Source organism: Corynebacterium sp. LaCa78 (assembly GCF_046717505.1).
In the GTDB taxonomy this organism is placed as follows: domain Bacteria; phylum Actinomycetota; class Actinomycetes; order Mycobacteriales; family Mycobacteriaceae; genus Corynebacterium.
In genome coordinates, this window is record NZ_CP177112.1 from 1,054,838 (window position 1) to 1,069,733 (window position 14,896).

The following is a 14,896-nucleotide window of genomic DNA, read 5'->3' on the forward strand; positions in this document are numbered from 1 at the left end:
ATGTCTCACGTTTACGTACTTGTTGAACACGATGCAGACAGCATTCTCCCCGTTACCGGTGAGCTCATTACCGCCGCACGCGAATTGGGGACGGTGTCTGCGGTGGTCGTCGGAAAGCAGGCAGATTCCTTCGATGCCGAGCTAGCCGCCCTCGGTGCCGCCCAGGTAGTGCAGGCAACGGCGGAGGATTATGACCAGCGCCTGGTGACCCCTGAGGTTGATGCTTTGCACGCCCTGGGCGCAGCCAATCCGGCGCCCATCGTTCTGGCCGCCAGCCCGACGAATAACGAGATTGCGGGCCACTTGTCCGCCCGCTTGGCCTCCGGTGCGCTCGTCAATGTGGATTCCATTGAGGCGGATGGGTCTGCAACGATGACCATTTTCGGCGGCACCTACGAGACCACTTCGCAGGCCACTGGCAGCTGCCCGATTTATACCCTGCAGCCGGGTTCCGTTGCGGCGGAGCCCCAGCAGGTGGAAACTCAGGCGGCCCCAATGCCACTGCCTGCGGCAACCGAGAAGGATGTCAAGGTTAATTCCTTTACTCCGGCCGAGAAGTCCGCCCGTCCCGAGCTCACCGCAGCCAAGGTTGTGGTTTCTGGCGGCCGCGGCGTCGGCGATAAGTTCGGCGAGATCGTAGAGCCGCTTGCCGATGCCCTCGGTGGCGCCGTCGGTGCCACCCGCGACGCCGTCGATGAAGGCTTCTACGACGCTACCCACCAGGTGGGCCAGACAGGCGTGACCGTGTCGCCAGATCTCTACATTGGTTTGGGCATTTCCGGTGCCATTCAGCACACCTCGGGCATGCAGACCTCCGGCACCATCGTGGTGATTAACCAGGACCAAGATGAACCGTTCTTCCAAATCGCCGATCTCGGCGTCGTCGGAGACCTGCACGAAATCGCCCCAGCTTTGACCGAGGAATTGAAGGCGCGCCAGTAATGCCGCACTATTTCGACTACGCAGCAACCCAGCCGATGCGCCAATCCGCCATCGACGCATGGGTTGCCGCCTCCGGATCGCTCAACTCCAGCGCGCAGTACGCCTCTGGCCGTAGGGCCCGCTCCGTGCTTGACGATGCCCGCGAGAAAGTCGCCTCCCTCCTTGGGTGCGAACCCATCGAGGTCATTTTTACCTCCTCTGGGACCGAGGCGGATAATATCGCTATCCAGGGGCTTTTTGCGGCGGGAAATACCAACCGCATCATCTCGACGGATATTGAGCACCCAGCGGTGCGCGATACCGTGAGCAAGCTTGCCCAGGGTGGCGCCACCGTGGATCTGCTCCCTGTGGACCGCAACGGGCATATCAGCGATGGGGGCGCCTTCGCGGAACCTGCCGACCTTGCCACCTGCATGTGGGCCAATAACGAAACCGGTGCGATTCAGCCCATCGAGGATCTCGCATCCCTCGCGCAACAATCCGGTATTCCCATGCACGTGGATGCGGTGCAGGTAGCGGGCAAGCTGCCCATCAATTTTGCGGAATTGGGCATCACAACGCTTGCCGCCAGCGCACACAAGTTTGGCGGCCCGCGCGGTATTGGCGTGCTTTTGGCCAAGCGCACCCCTGCGCCGCAGCCGATTTCCTACGGAGGCGGGCAAGAACGCGGACTTCGCCCTGGCACGGTAGACGTAGCTAGCGCCTCCGCGCTCGCCGCTGCGTTGGAGGAGTCGATCGCAGAAAGCGCTGCCGAGGGCGAGCGCATCGCTGCACTTCGGAATAAGCTGCGGGATGGGATCCTCTCATCCATCGACAACGTTGTCGTGAATTCCACCGAGCCATGCTTGCCGTCGCACCTACACGTTTCTTTCCCCGGCACCGATGGCGATAGCCTCATCATGTTGCTGGACTCGCTGCAGATTGAGGCATCGACCGGCAGTGCCTGCAGCGCAGGCGTCAACCGCATGTCCCATGTGCTTTCTGCAATGGGTGTCAGCGAGGAAGAAGGAATTGGGTCCCTCCGGTTCACTCTGGGACGCCTTACTTCCGAAGACGATGTGGATTACGTGCTCGCGCATTTACCAGAGGTTGTTGCCCGAGCCCGCACGGTTTAAGTATCAGCCCTTTCTTTGGCAGCATTCCGCCGGGCGGCGATTGCCTGGGCAACAGTTAGCGCCCAGTTCTTGTTTTTCGCCGCTAGCGGTCCCTGCGGTTCGTCGTATGCCCACCGTCCGTCTTGGAAGAGCCAGATGATATCCCCGCTGTGCGGATCCATGATGTAAAAGGCGCTTTTATCCGTCTTTACGTTGTGGTGGTGCTGGCACAGCGAGGCTAAATTTCCAGCCGTCGTCTTTCCTCCCTCTGAGAAATCGATCCGGTGGTCTTTTTGGCACCTGTAGGCTGGGCGGTTGCACCCAGGCCAGCGGCACACACCATCGCGGCCTTCCACATAGGCACCGATGAGCGGCGGCGTGGAGTAGGCCGGGCTTACCCTTGTTGCCGCTTGGTCCATGTCCCAGGTAGTGATCGGTGTTAGACGGTCAGCGGTATCTGGGTGAACCCACCCGTAGCCCTGGATAAATCCTGGAGCCGCTTTTACGTCGCTGGCGCGGTACATATAAAGGTGTACCTGAGATTTATCTTCGATGGTTCCGAGGATCAGCTGGGCCAGTGCATCGGCCTTACTGAGTCCGTGCCCTTCCGAAGTACGCTGAACAACCTCGTCAATGAGGATGAGTGTATCTTCATCGAACTCTACGTTTAACCCTGCTCGTCCGCCCGCGGTGGGGTAGATGAAATAGGAGTCATTTCGCCCGTCTTCTTCCTCAGATTCCTTATCACCTGTGGTGTCTGGGGATTCCATGGTGATAAGCCCATTGAGCTTTCGGCGAAGGGCAGCATTTGATGGAAAGTTTTGACCCGGCTTTGTGGGAGTCAGGTATTTTTCCAATTCGGCGTCTATGCGTTGAAGGACGCCGCTGTCTACCTCGCCAAGTTTGCTTAAGACCGAATCAATGGTGATAAGCCGAGAGAAGTCGAGGAAGTAGTAGGTTTCCTGCAGCAGTTTTGTGCGTGGCAATTCCTCTAAGCGGTATAGCGCCATGGTGATATCCCTCGTGCGCCGTTCGCTTAAGCCGGTGCGACCTGCCAGCGTATGACACGCAATATCGAAATCATCTTCTAAACTTGGTCGAATTTCCTTCCAGAGTAGGTAGTCGGATTTTCTATTACACGTGGCACTAACTGCTATGTCATCGTGTGGATCAGTGATGAGGTAGTAGGGTTCCATGGCGATTATCCCCCGAGTTTCGCACTAAGTTGCTAATGTTCATAGGTTTACCATAAGTTATCCGTTTGACTCCCGCAAGCCGAAAAGCGAATATGTGTTCTAAATGGTACATTTCCGAAAAACTGGATAGGGGAGTGAAAAATCCCCACGCGTGGTACGCGTGTTGTAAATGTGATTAGTGTGAATGATTGTTAGACTCTCGCGCATGACAACTATGAGGGCACTCCGCAAGAGCATCATCGCGGTTATCGCTGCAGTTGCAGTCACGGTGAGCGGGACCGCTGCCGCGCAGGCAGCATTGGGAAACAGCGCACCGAAAGGCATCGATATTGCTGCCCACCAGCACCCCGGTGGCATGCCTATTGACTGGAATAAGGTGAAATCTGACGGCCAGTCCTTCGCCTTTGTTAAGGCCACCGAGGGTGGGGACTGGATTAACCCGCACTACGTTAAAGACATCCAAGCGGCCAATGCGCACGGCCTGAAGACTGGCGCATACCACTATGCGCGCCCAGCTGGCGATGCGAAGACGCAGGCGGCTAACTTTGCGGCGCAGATTGCGTTGGCGCCGAATCAGACGTTGCCGCCGGTGCTTGATATCGAGGTCTCCGAGGGCAAGTCGGCCTCCCAGTTGGAGAGCTGGATCGAGGAATTTACCTCCGAGCTCAAGCGCCTGACCAACCGCACCCCAATGATTTATACCTACAAGTACTTCTGGATGGGCGAGATGAATAACTCCCAGAAGTTCTCCAATATGCCACTGTGGTTGGCGGCATACCAGGATGAAGCCCCGGATCCAGTGGGTGGGTGGAAGAACCTGTCCTTCTGGCAGCGCTCTGGATCGGGCAAGGTCGCTGGTATTCCCACCGATGTGGACTTGAACCTCTTTAATGGCTCGAAGCAGCAGCTAGAGTCTTTTAGCGGCGGCAATTACGTCGATATCGGCGGCGCGCTCGATAGCCTCGTCCTCGACGATGGTGTGGACCTTAGCTCCGATAGCACGCCGGTGATTGGTGCAATCTTCGCCCTTGCGGCTGGCCTCATTGCAATGCCCCAGCTTGCCGATGCCGCCAAAGACGCCGGCCTCGATGCCCAGGCTGCTGAGGGCTTGGCGGCCTTTGTGAAGGCCTTGGAAGAGGAGGACGCTCTACCTCTGAAGCAACTTGGCAAGATGGCGGTCGGTGATTTCACCGTCGGCGACTTGGCACTACTGCTTGACAACGCGGGCCATGTCAATGGCGTCGACAAGGGCGAAGTTTCCGGCAACCAGGTCGAAGAAGCTAAGGATGCGGCGAAGAAGGCCGGTGCTGACGTGCCGGACTTCGATGCCGATCAAGTAGCTGACTTGCTCAATCGCGTGCTGAAGTAGCTCCCGCAAAGAATTTACGGGTCCAGCTTTCATCCTTAAAGTGTGCGGGAACGGCCCCGCCTAAGAGTGCCTTTGCCAGCTGAGCGGCTTGTACCGAGCCCTCAGCTGGCAGTTGTGTATCTGAGGCCAGTAAGATGATGTTTCCATATCGGCGCCCCTTGAGCATGGGCGGGTCAGCGATTACAGCGAGGTGATCGAAGACCTCAGAAAGCCCGGCCAATTCTTTCTTCGCCAACTGGAGGTCCGAGTGATCGCCGCAGTTGGCCACATAAAGGCCGCCGGCAGACAGGGGCATTTTGGCCGCTTGGAAAAACTCCACCGTCGTTAGATTTTTCGGCGTGGTGTCCCCAGAGAAGACATCGCGGATAATGATATCGCGGCTGGCGGGCAGAAAACCTTCGGTTTCCTTTCGGGCATCGCCGGGGCGGATTTTGACGGTGGGGGAACGGGGGACATCGAAAAGCTCGCGGACTAATTCGCCCAGCTTGGCATCAAGCTCGACTACCGTATGGCGGCTGTCCGGCCAAAGGTCGGCGAAGTAGCGCGGGAGTGAGCAGCCGGCCCCGCCGAGGTGGGTAACGCGCAGCTTATTAGGGGAGACCGTATTAAGGTGTTCCACCGCCGCTGCGATCCAGCGCATATATTCAAAGTCGAGTTCCTGCGGCTCGCCCAGCACGATATGGCTGCTAGGAACGCCATTGACGTTAAGGATATAAGCTCCGTCGCGGAATTCATCCGGTACGACCTCGGCGGTGCCGGTGGATATCTCGTAGGTCCCGGTGATGCCTGACCTGTTCGCAGCTCGCTTTCTACCCATGGGATTCAAGCTTAGGGAATGGAATCGATTTAAGCTGCGTTGGGGCAAGGGAGTACACTTTCGGGCCTGTAGTCGAGGTATTTAAAGGGGAATGCAATGCGAGTATTGGTAGCAATGTCTGGTGGCGTGGACTCATCTGTCGCCGCCGCCCGTGCGGTGGAGGCTGGCCACGATGTCGTCGGCGTGCACCTGGCCCTGCATAAGGACGCGCAGCAAACGCGCGAAAAGGCCCGCGGCTGCTGTTCGTTGGAGGATTCCGCCGATGCCCGCCGCATTTGCGATAAGTTGGGCATTCCGTTCTATGTCTGGGACTTTTCGGAGGAATTCAAGGAAGAGGTTATTACGGACTTCGTGGATTCCTATGCCCGCGGTGAAACCCCGAATCCCTGCCTGCGCTGCAATGAGAAGATTAAGTTCCGTGCGCTGCTGCAAAAGGGCATGGCTCTAGGCTTTGATGCCGTTGCGACCGGCCACTACGCCACCCTTGATGATGATGGCTACATGCGCCGCTCCAAGGATGAGAATAAAGACCAGTCTTATGTGCTCGGCGTCATTTCCGCCGAGGAGCTGGAGCACTGCTTTTTCCCCATCGGTGATACCCCCAAGCCGCAAATCCGCGAAGAGGCTGCGGCGCACGGTTTTTCCACAGCGAAGAAGCCGGATTCTTATGACATCTGCTTCATTCCAGACGGAAATACCCAGCAGTTCCTTGGATCGCGGATCGGCCTTCGCCCCGGCATGATCGTGGACCAAGAGGGAACGGAGCTTAAGGAACATGATGGTGCGTGGAACTACACCATCGGCCAGCGCAAGGGCCTGGACATCAAGGCCCCGGCTGCCGATGGCCGCCCGCGTTACGTCACCGATATCGATGCTGCAACGGGCACGGTGACTGTTGGCGCGCGCGAGGACCTGGCGGTTACCGCCATCAGGGCTGACCGCTTGAAGTACCTGCACCCTGGTATGGACGGCGACTTTGAGTGCGAGGTGCAGGTTCGTGCGCACGGTTCCGTAGTGCCGTGCATTGCCCACGTGGACCGCGCCGCTGATTCGATGCGCCTGGAGCTCAAGGAGCCACTGTCTGGCGTTGCCCGCGGACAGGCTGCGGTGCTGTACTTGCCTTCCCCAGATGACTTGGGCGATATCGTCATCGGTTCCGGCACCATCTGCGAGACCGTGTAAATGACCGGATTCGCACTCGGGCCCATGCCCGGCACCTCTATGGCGGAGGCAGCGGACATCATTATGGGCGAGACCGAGCTTCCCGCCATCCCGCAGCTACCGGAACGCGGGCTGGGCTCCGATTCGGTGGGGCGTACCGCAAGCATGCTCGAGGCCATCACCATCGATCGCGGCCCCCGTTCGTGGCGCATGACGGCCCGTCCCCAGCTGCTTACTCGCCGCGCGTGGGACCGACTCGAGCGCGATCTCGATGAGGTGCAGCAGGTGTGGGGAGAGACCGTGCCTCGCATCAAGGTGCAGGCGCTCGGCCCGTGGTCGCTGGCGGCCAGCATTGAGCTTGCCGATGGTCACCGCGTACTCACCGATTCCGGTGCCTTTGCGGAGCTTTCCGATGCCCTGCTGCACGGCATCCGCACCCACGCCACCGATGTTGCACGCCGCTTCCACGGCGAGGTCGTGGTGCAACTGGATGAGCCGCTGCTTGCCGATGTCATCGCCGGCCGCATTCCAGGAACCACCGACTTTGATTCGATCCCCGCCGTCCCTGATGAGGCGGCACTCGAGACCCTCCTGCGGTTTGAGGCGGATTATCTCCATGCTCCGCCGCTGTGGTCGGTGGCTGGGGCCGTGAAGACATTCCTCGTTGATGCGCGCTACCGCGACCGTCTATCTACCCCGGAGCATTTCGATGGGATGGGCGAGCACCTGTCCGAAGGCCGCCGAGTCGGCGTTCCACTTTCCGGCACCAACGCGCAGGACGAGGCGATTTCGCTTGCCCGCCACCTGGACCGCATTGGCATGCCGCGTGAGCTGCTCGTGGACCACTTTGATGTGTTTCCGGCTCGGGCATCGGCAAGCTCATTGCACTCTGTAACCGAGACCGCCGCGATCCTCACCCGCGATGCGGGCGACCTTTAAGCAGCTCGCCCAAGGCTATCTGTCTTCGGAGACTTTTCACTGCGGTCTGTGTATATACACCAGGCGACGGCGCCCATGTGTAGGGAGCAAGCGGTTACGAGGACATACCACCAGCCATAATTGACTAGGCTGTACCACGGAGCGGCGTTACCAACGAAGGCGATCATGGCGATGCTGACAATCGCCGACGTGATAAGCATCCCCGAGGAAGGTGGTTTCTTGAGCGCTTTCCACGTTCCCCAGATTTCGGATGCTGTGATGGCGGCAAAGATTAGGGTGGTAATCATTTTAATTCCTTAAATCTCATCGAATAGCGCTTGGGCGAGGTCACTAGTCCACGCCGGGGTGTCATTATTGGCGAAGGCTGCGCGCTTATTTTCGGGATCTATGATGAGCATCGTCGAGTAGCCACCCGTTCCGCCGTCGTGCCAGAAGCTTTGGTTGTCTTCACTTTTTTGCCAGCCATAGGCCATATCGCCGTTATCCATAATCCACTCGGCGAAAGCTGCCATGTCATGTGCGGTTGATCGTAGTGCGCCCGCTGCGGCATTGCCGCCTCCCATCTCCCATGGATCGGCCTCCCGGCCGGTGGCAGTAAGGCCCCGTGGGGCATCATCGGGGACAGATCCTGGGGTCATGAGGTAGGACTCCGTCATTCCGGCGGGTTGGAAGATTCTCTCCTGGAGCAGGTCTTCATAGTCTGAATCGGCTGCCGTTTCCAGGAGGTGGCCAAGCAGTCCATACCCCATATTGGAATAAGTCTCCGTTCCACGATCTTTAAGATCCGCTTCGGTGGCGGCATCGAGGATATCTTGGGTGGTCTCACCTGCGTAGGGATTAACACCAGTAACGGCCGATATTGCATCAGCGAAAAAATTCCCTTGTGCTAGCCGGGGTAATCCTGAGGTGTGGTTGAGCAACTCTTGTACTGTGACCTCGGAAATGGGTGCTTGGCCAACGTCTAGGACATCGCCCACGGTGGTATCAAGGCCTATTTTTCCTTCTTCTACAAGCTGGTGAGCTATTTCTCCGGTGAACATCTTGGTCACCGAACCGATTTCTACCTCTGTGTGTTCATCCGCGCCGAGCCCTGCGAAGGTGGCTTTCCCTTCGTGCAGCGTGAAGGCGGTGAGATTATTGAAACCCGGTTCGGTGTGTTTGCGCAGTGTGGCGGAAAGTTCGGCATTGCCGGTTTCCGTGGTGGCCACAGCGATCCGCCGCGGCCCAATCACGAGCAGGAGGGCTGCTGACATGATGGTGACGGTGATGGCTAGCGCCATTTTTCGCTTTCGCATTAGTGATCCTCGCTTGCGGTAATGATCGTGAGCAGGGGGATGACGCGGGCCGCACGGATTGAGTATTGCCCGTGTGTCTTGGTGGTCCAGCCACCGTTAGTAAGCGCACTGAGGTGGTGATAGGCGGTGCCGGTGGAGGTGACGATTTCCTCTTCCACCAGTTCTGTGGCGGTGGCTGGTGCGCTAAGGAGGCGGCGCAGAATTTCACCGCGCACGGGGTGCGCCAATGCGGCGAGGCGGTCGAGATTGTCGGACCAATCTCCAGCGGTCACCGTGTTTGTTGGGCGCTGCCATTGGTAGACATAGGAACCTAGGCCGGTGGTGATGTTGCCGCCAAAAATGACGGACCCTTCAGGAAGCTGGTCAGAAGGTTCAAGCGCATCCGCGAGCCACATGGTGGACTCTCCCGCGGATGATTCGACGGGGTCAGGGTCGGGGTTTTCGAGTTGTGTGACGCGAGCCTCGAGACGGGCAATGCGCGATTCTAAGGAATCCATATTTCTAGAATTCCAAAACACTAGAAATATGGCAAGGGGATTAGGAAATGAGCGGCCACGCCGTCGAGACATCGGAGGCATCGCGGCCCTTGCCTTCTAGGTACTTCTTGAAGGCGACGCGGTCCTCGTACCACTTGACTGCTTGGAATTCCATGAGCTCGTTTTCGTCCATCTGCGCGAGGTTGGGGTAGTGCTGGCGCACCTGCCTCCAGGCCACGCGAGCGGCAGCGAGGGCATCGGCAGTAGCCTCGTGCGCATTGCCCAATTCCACGCCGTAGTGCTCGCACACCGCTCCGAGGGTGCGCTTTCCCTTGCGCCACTTATCGCTCACGCGGTCAATGACGTACGGATCGAAGACAGGGCCGGTGACCGTGAAATCGCCAGTGAGGCTGCGCAGCACAGTAAGATCAAAAGGCGCGTTATACACGATGAGTGTCAGGCCGTCGTCCCACGCAGCCTTGATGGCATCAACCGTGTCCTTGAGGACCTCCTCGTGCGGGCGGCCTTCTGCCTGGGCCTTTTCCGTTGTGATCCCATGCACGTCGGTGGCGGCTTGGGGGATCTCGATGCCAGGATCCGCAAGGTGCTCCACCTTCTGGACATCGTGGCCGTCAATGCGGACTAGGGCAGAGGTAACGATGCGGGCGTCTTTGGGGTTGGCGGAGGTGGTCTCAAGGTCGAAGGCGAGCATGCGGGAGGCGTCGAAGTTCATGGTCCATACCTTAGTAGCTAGCCCGGACATGGGGGATCGCTAGACTTGGATACCGTGACTAATCCAGCTGATGTGCAACGTGAATGGAACGACCTGGCGCAGGAAGTGCGCCGCCACCGCAACCTGTATTACAACGGTGAACCGGCAATTCCCGATGCCGACTTTGACGCGCTTTTCCAGCGCCTGATGGACCTAGAAAAGCAGCACCCGGAGCTGGCGGTTCCGGATTCGCCTACCCAACAGGTAGGTGCAACCCCGAACGCCGGCGAGGATATTGAGCACCTCGAGCGCATGATGAGCCTCGATAACGTCTTTAGCGCCGGTGAGATGCAGGACTGGCTGGATAGGACGCCCGCCAAAACCTACCTGACGGAGCTGAAGATCGATGGCCTCTCCATCGACTTGGTCTACCGCAACGGGCGTTTGGACACGGCCGCTACCCGTGGCGATGGCACCGTGGGCGAGGAGATTACCGCCAATGCGCGGGTTATTTCTGATATCCCGCACGAACTTACGGGCACTGATGAGTACCCAGTCCCGGAACTTATTGAAATCCGCGGCGAGGTCTATATGCGCCCCGAAGATTTCGAAGAGATCAATGAGGAGCGCGCGGCGGACGGCAAGGCGCGGTTTGCCAATCCCCGCAACGCTGCGGCCGGCGGACTGCGCATGAAGGATCCCGCCGAGGTGAAAAAACGCCGCCTGCGCATGGTGTGTCACGGCCTAGGCGCGCGCGAGGGATTTTCCCCCTCCTCCCAGCACGACGCCTATAAGGCCATCGCCGCATGGGGCTTGCCCGTCTCGCCCTATACCAAGCAGGTCCACTCCGCCGCAGAAGTACAAGAGGAAGTATCTTACTGGGCCGAACACCGCCACGATGCGATTTTTGAAATGGATGGGCTCGTGGTCAAGGTGGACGATTTGGGCTCACAGCGCCAGCTCGGGGCGACCTCCCGCGCACCCCGCTGGGCCATTGCCTATAAGTACCCGCCGGAAGAGGTCACGACGAAGCTAAAAAACATCGAGGTCGGTGTCGGGCGTACGGGGCGCGTTACCCCCTTTGCCATCATGGAACCGGTCTTTGTCTCCGGCTCCACGGTATCCATGGCGACCCTGCACAATCAGTCTGAGGTCAAGCGCAAGGGCGTGCTTATCGGGGATACCATTATTATCCGCAAGGCCGGGGAAATCATTCCTGAGGTACTAGGCCCCGTGCGCGAACAGCGCGATGGCAGCGAATACGAATGGTCCTTCCCCACGCAGTGCCCAGCCTGCGGCACGACGCTCGCCCCGCAAAAAGATGGCGATGCTGACTGGCGATGCCCCAATACCCAATCCTGCCCAGCCCAACTTTCCGCGCGCCTGGAATACCTCGCCTCCCGCAAGGGCCTCGACATTGAGGCACTGGGGGAGAAGGGAGCTATGGACCTCATCGAAAACGGAATCCTCACCGATGAATCCGAGCTCTTCGAACTAACGGAAGAAAAGCTGCTTGCTTCCGATGTCTATACGGCCAAGTGCGATACGAAGGATAAGCGCAGCAAAAAAGAGGGCAATGCCAAGGTCAATACCGCGGGCAAGAACCTCCTGCAGAACTTAGAAGAGGTCAAAGACCGCGACTTCTGGCGCGTGCTAGTCTCGCTATCCATTCGCCACGTGGGCCCCATTGCCGCCCGCGCCTTGGCAGCGCGTTATGGCTCCATGGAAAAGCTGCGCGCGGCCAAAACCGAAGATCTTGCAGAGGTAGATGGCGTAGGCGCGGTCATCGCGGAATCCTTCCACGCCTGGTTCGAGGTGGACTGGCACCGCACCATCGTTGAGAAATGGGCGGAGGCTGGTCTAGCCATGGAGGTAGCCGCCGAGGACAGGAAGGAACAAACCCTAGAGGGCCTGACCATCGTTGTTACCGGCAGCCTCGAAGACTTCACGCGCGATTCCGCCAAGGAAGCCATCATCAGCCGCGGCGGAAAGGCAACCGGCTCCGTATCAAAGAAAACCTCCTACCTCGTCGCCGGAGCCAAAGCCGGCTCCAAGGAGGATAAGGCTCGCGACCTTGGCGTGCCTATCTTGAACGAGGAGCAATTCCACACGCTCTTGGACACCGGGGAGGTATAGGCGCGCCGGGCTGGGGCTTATTTGAGGAAGGCGCCCAAAATCGTGCCGATGTGGCCGAGGTGCTCGACTTCAGAGGCCAGGTATTCCGGCCCGCCGGTGCGACCCATGGCGATGACCATCCCGGTATCTCCCAGGGGAGCCGCGGCCAGGGCGGAATCGAGCAGCGCCCAGCTTTCTGGCACCCATTCGTCCTTATCGGGGTGCAAGGTGCGCGCGCTGTCGATGTTGAGATCGACCGGAATCGTATCGTCATCGGCAGGGGCCGCGTTTGAGGAAGCGACGCGGTGAATGGGCTCATTATTGTCAATGACGATGGCCCACGTGGAGGTCGCCGCCTTCGGAATAGCCGCGACGACTTCCTCCATCGCTGCCGTGACATTGGAGGCATTGGCGGCAACGCGCGCTAATAACTCGATCTGCCCGCGCCGGTCCACGCGGCCGCTGAAGGGCCGAATGGAATCTACTTCCACGCCATGAACAGAGGCGGCGGCGGTAATTAAGGCATCGGCCATAGCGTCTGCGGGAAGTTCAATGACGATGTCATCCATGACGGTGCCATCCGGGAAGGATTCTACGATGTCAACGGATTGGATATTGCCGTCAACCAGTCCGAAGGCCTCCGAAAGCTGGCCCAAACTACCAGGGGTATCGGGAAGCAGGACACGGATTAGGTAAGACATTAAGTCGCACGCTTTCAGTAGCTTATAAGCTTATAGTTCCAATAACGATACCTGGGTCACAGTGCGACGTTCAAGGGGCAATAATTCGGGGTGACTCGGCAACCGCGCGGGTTGGTGCAGTATCATGGAGCCTTAGCAATTTACATAGTACGCGCGGGAAAATAATTTTCACCTGCGCGTCGATTATGGAAAAAGGATGGAGTTCGCGTGTCTGAGATTTCGCGTGATGAGGTAGCCCACCTTGCCAAGCTTTCCCGCCTGGCATTAAGCGATGAAGAGCTAGCCCAATTCGCAAGCCAGATTGATGAAATTGTTGATTCCGTTTCCGCAGTAAGGAACGTGGACACTGAAGGCGTGGAACCGATGAGCCACCCGCACTCCGTGGATGCACCGATGCGCGAAGACGTCATCGTGCGCACCCTTACCGCCGAGCAGGCCTTGGACCAAGCGCCGGCCGTGGAAGATGAGCGATTCGTCGTGCCGCAGATTTTGGGAGGAGAGTAAATGACCAACGTTGTCGTACCTGCGGAGGGGCTGACCTCTTTGACCGCCGCCGAGCTGGCGGACAAGATTCACGCGCGCGAGGTGACCTCCCGCGAGGTCACCCAGGCCTTTTTGGATCGCATTGCGGAAACCAACCCGGAACTCAACTCCTTCCTGCACGTGGGGCAGGAGGAAGCATTGGCGGCTGCCGATGTCGTGGATAAGGCCCTCGACGCCGGCGAAAAGCCCGCATCGGCACTGGCCGGTGTGCCGCTGGCTCTAAAAGACCTGCTGGTTACTACCGATGCCCCCACTACCGCCGCATCCAAGATGCTCGAAGGCTACATGTCTCCGTATGATGCGACGGTGACCAAGCGCCTGCGCGAGGCCGGCATCCCGATCCTTGGCAAGACGAACCTGGATGAGTTTGCGATGGGTTCGTCCAATGAGAACTCCGCATTTGGCCCGGTTCACAACCCGTATGACACCGAGCGCACCCCGGGCGGTTCCGGTGGCGGCACTGCAGCGGCGCTGGCCTCGGGGCAAGCTCCATTAGGTATTGGTACCGATACCGGCGGATCCATTCGCCAGCCGTCGGCGCTGACCAATACCGTGGGCGTAAAGCCCACCTACGGCACGGTATCTCGCTACGGCCTGATTGCAGCCGCGTCCTCGCTGGACCAGGCGGGTCCCTGTGGCCGTACCGTCCTGGATACCGCGCTCTTGCACGAGGTTATTGCCGGCCACGATGCCTTCGACGCCACGTCTGTGGACAGGCCTGTTGCCCCCGTGGTGGAGGCCGCCCGCGAAGGCGCGAAGGGTGATCTGAGCGGCGTCAAGGTAGGCCTCATTAAGCAATTCGAGCGCGATGGCTGGCAGGACGGCGTGATGGAGAACTACCACGCCGCCGTGGAACAGCTGCGCGAGCAGGGCGCGGAAATCGTCGAGGTGGACTGCCCGCACTTCGACGAGGCCTTGGCTGCCTACTACCTGATCATGCCGTGTGAGGTCTCGTCCAACCTGGCCCGCTTCGATGGCATGCGCTACGGCCTGCGCGCTGGCGATGACGGATCCCACTCCGCGGAGCAGGTCATGTCCCAGTCGCGCGCAGAGGGCTTCGGCCCCGAGGTCAAGCGCCGCATCATGCTGGGCACGTATGCGCTGTCCGTGGGCTACTACGATGCCTACTACCTGCAGGCGCAGCGCGTGCGCACCCTCGTGGCCCAGGACTTTGCCCGCGCCTTTGAGCAGGCTGACGTACTAGTCTCGCCGACCACCCCAACCACCGCGTTCAAGCTGGGGGAGAAGGCCGAAGACCCCATGGCGATGTACAACTTCGACCTGTGCACCTTGCCGCTAAACCTGGCCGGCCTGTGCGGCATGTCCGTGCCTTCCGGCCTGGCCGCCGATACCAACTTGCCTACCGGTTTGCAGATCATGGCACCGGCTTTCCAGGATGACCGCCTGTACAAGGTGGGTGCAGCCTATGAAGCTAAGCGCCAAAGCTAGCCGCGCTATCTAAAATCGTTGTCACTGTGAAATAGCTGCGGATTAGATAACGATTCGTTTACACCCCTGTTGGATGCCCATCCGGCA

The 14,896-nt window shown here is 59.2% G+C and carries 15 protein-coding genes; 8 read left to right on the plus strand and 7 right to left on the minus strand.

Annotated features, from left to right (window positions below; genetic code table 11):
- Together ACLI1O_RS05135 and ACLI1O_RS05140 are read left to right on the plus strand one after the other, a co-directional pair.
- Complete coding sequence (locus ACLI1O_RS05135) at positions 1–942, plus strand: electron transfer flavoprotein subunit alpha/FixB family protein (protein WP_411707001.1); 942 nt, start codon at positions 1–3, stop codon at positions 940–942.
- A complete protein-coding gene (locus ACLI1O_RS05140; RefSeq protein WP_126318834.1) occupies positions 942–2,057 on the plus strand; it encodes a cysteine desulfurase family protein in 1,116 nt (371 codons plus the stop codon). The genes ACLI1O_RS05135 and ACLI1O_RS05140 overlap by 1 nt, the downstream gene beginning before the upstream one ends.
- Here the strand turns inward: ACLI1O_RS05140 and ACLI1O_RS05145 are convergent.
- Positions 2,054–3,022 (minus strand): HNH endonuclease signature motif containing protein, encoded by a 969-nt coding sequence (locus ACLI1O_RS05145; protein ID WP_411707002.1) that lies wholly within the window; start codon positions 3,020–3,022, stop codon positions 2,054–2,056. The genes ACLI1O_RS05140 and ACLI1O_RS05145 overlap by 4 nt on opposite strands.
- Positions 3,023–3,437: 415 nt before the next feature.
- Between ACLI1O_RS05145 and ACLI1O_RS05150 the strand changes: the two genes are divergently transcribed.
- Complete coding sequence (locus tag ACLI1O_RS05150) at positions 3,438–4,601, plus strand: glycoside hydrolase family 25 protein (RefSeq protein ID WP_284782580.1); 1,164 nt, start codon at positions 3,438–3,440, stop codon at positions 4,599–4,601.
- Here the strand turns inward: ACLI1O_RS05150 and ACLI1O_RS05155 are convergent.
- A complete protein-coding gene (locus ACLI1O_RS05155) occupies positions 4,582–5,418 on the minus strand; it encodes a spermidine synthase (RefSeq protein WP_411707003.1) in 837 nt (278 codons plus the stop codon). The genes ACLI1O_RS05150 and ACLI1O_RS05155 overlap by 20 nt on opposite strands.
- 96 nt (positions 5,419–5,514) lie before the next feature.
- On the opposite strand from ACLI1O_RS05155, the gene mnmA reads away from it, so the two are divergent.
- The gene (gene mnmA, locus ACLI1O_RS05160; protein WP_284643707.1) at positions 5,515–6,600 is read left to right on the plus strand and encodes a tRNA 2-thiouridine(34) synthase MnmA; all 1,086 of its coding nucleotides are present in this window, start codon (positions 5,515–5,517) and stop codon (positions 6,598–6,600) included.
- Positions 6,601–7,518 carry a methionine synthase gene (locus tag ACLI1O_RS05165; protein WP_411707004.1) on the plus strand — a complete coding sequence of 306 codons (918 nt, stop codon included), beginning with the start codon at positions 6,601–6,603 and terminating at the stop codon, positions 7,516–7,518. It abuts the gene before it with no gap.
- Here ACLI1O_RS05165 and ACLI1O_RS05170 read toward each other — a convergent pair.
- The 4 genes from ACLI1O_RS05170 to ACLI1O_RS05185 are packed head-to-tail and all read right to left on the minus strand — an operon-like array spanning position 7,515 to position 10,022.
- Positions 7,515–7,805, minus strand: coding sequence for a hypothetical protein (locus ACLI1O_RS05170; RefSeq protein WP_239267725.1), 291 nt, complete (start codon positions 7,803–7,805; stop codon positions 7,515–7,517). The two genes, ACLI1O_RS05165 and ACLI1O_RS05170, sit on opposite strands and share 4 nt — an antisense overlap.
- Positions 7,806–7,814: 9 nt before the next feature.
- Entirely contained in the window at positions 7,815–8,813 is a 999-nt protein-coding gene (locus ACLI1O_RS05175) for a serine hydrolase domain-containing protein (RefSeq protein ID WP_239267724.1), read from the minus strand.
- Entirely contained in the window at positions 8,813–9,310 is a 498-nt protein-coding gene (locus ACLI1O_RS05180) for an ArsR/SmtB family transcription factor (protein ID WP_239267722.1), read from the minus strand. The genes ACLI1O_RS05175 and ACLI1O_RS05180 overlap by 1 nt, the downstream gene beginning before the upstream one ends.
- Positions 9,311–9,350: 40 nt before the next feature.
- Positions 9,351–10,022 (minus strand): 3'-5' exonuclease, encoded by a 672-nt coding sequence (locus ACLI1O_RS05185; protein ID WP_411707005.1) that lies wholly within the window; start codon positions 10,020–10,022, stop codon positions 9,351–9,353.
- Positions 10,023–10,067: 45 nt separating this feature from the next.
- Here ACLI1O_RS05185 and ligA point away from each other — a divergent pair, with 45 nt between their 5' ends.
- A complete protein-coding gene (ligA, locus tag ACLI1O_RS05190; protein WP_411707006.1) occupies positions 10,068–12,137 on the plus strand; it encodes an NAD-dependent DNA ligase LigA in 2,070 nt (689 codons plus the stop codon).
- 17 nt (positions 12,138–12,154) lie between these two features.
- On the opposite strand, the gene ACLI1O_RS05195 is transcribed toward ligA, so the two are convergent.
- Entirely contained in the window at positions 12,155–12,817 is a 663-nt protein-coding gene (locus tag ACLI1O_RS05195) for an amino acid-binding ACT (protein WP_005280230.1), read from the minus strand.
- 207 nt (positions 12,818–13,024) lie between these two features.
- Between ACLI1O_RS05195 and gatC the strand changes: the two genes are divergently transcribed.
- Both gatC and gatA read left to right on the plus strand, forming a co-directional pair.
- Positions 13,025–13,321 (plus strand): Asp-tRNA(Asn)/Glu-tRNA(Gln) amidotransferase subunit GatC, encoded by a 297-nt coding sequence (gene gatC / locus ACLI1O_RS05200; protein ID WP_005280231.1) that lies wholly within the window; start codon positions 13,025–13,027, stop codon positions 13,319–13,321.
- Positions 13,322–14,809: an Asp-tRNA(Asn)/Glu-tRNA(Gln) amidotransferase subunit GatA gene (gene gatA, locus ACLI1O_RS05205; protein WP_239267716.1), complete on the plus strand. Its 1,488-nt coding sequence runs from the start codon at positions 13,322–13,324 to the stop codon at positions 14,807–14,809. It abuts the gene before it with no gap.
- Positions 14,810–14,896: the final 87 nt, after the last annotated feature.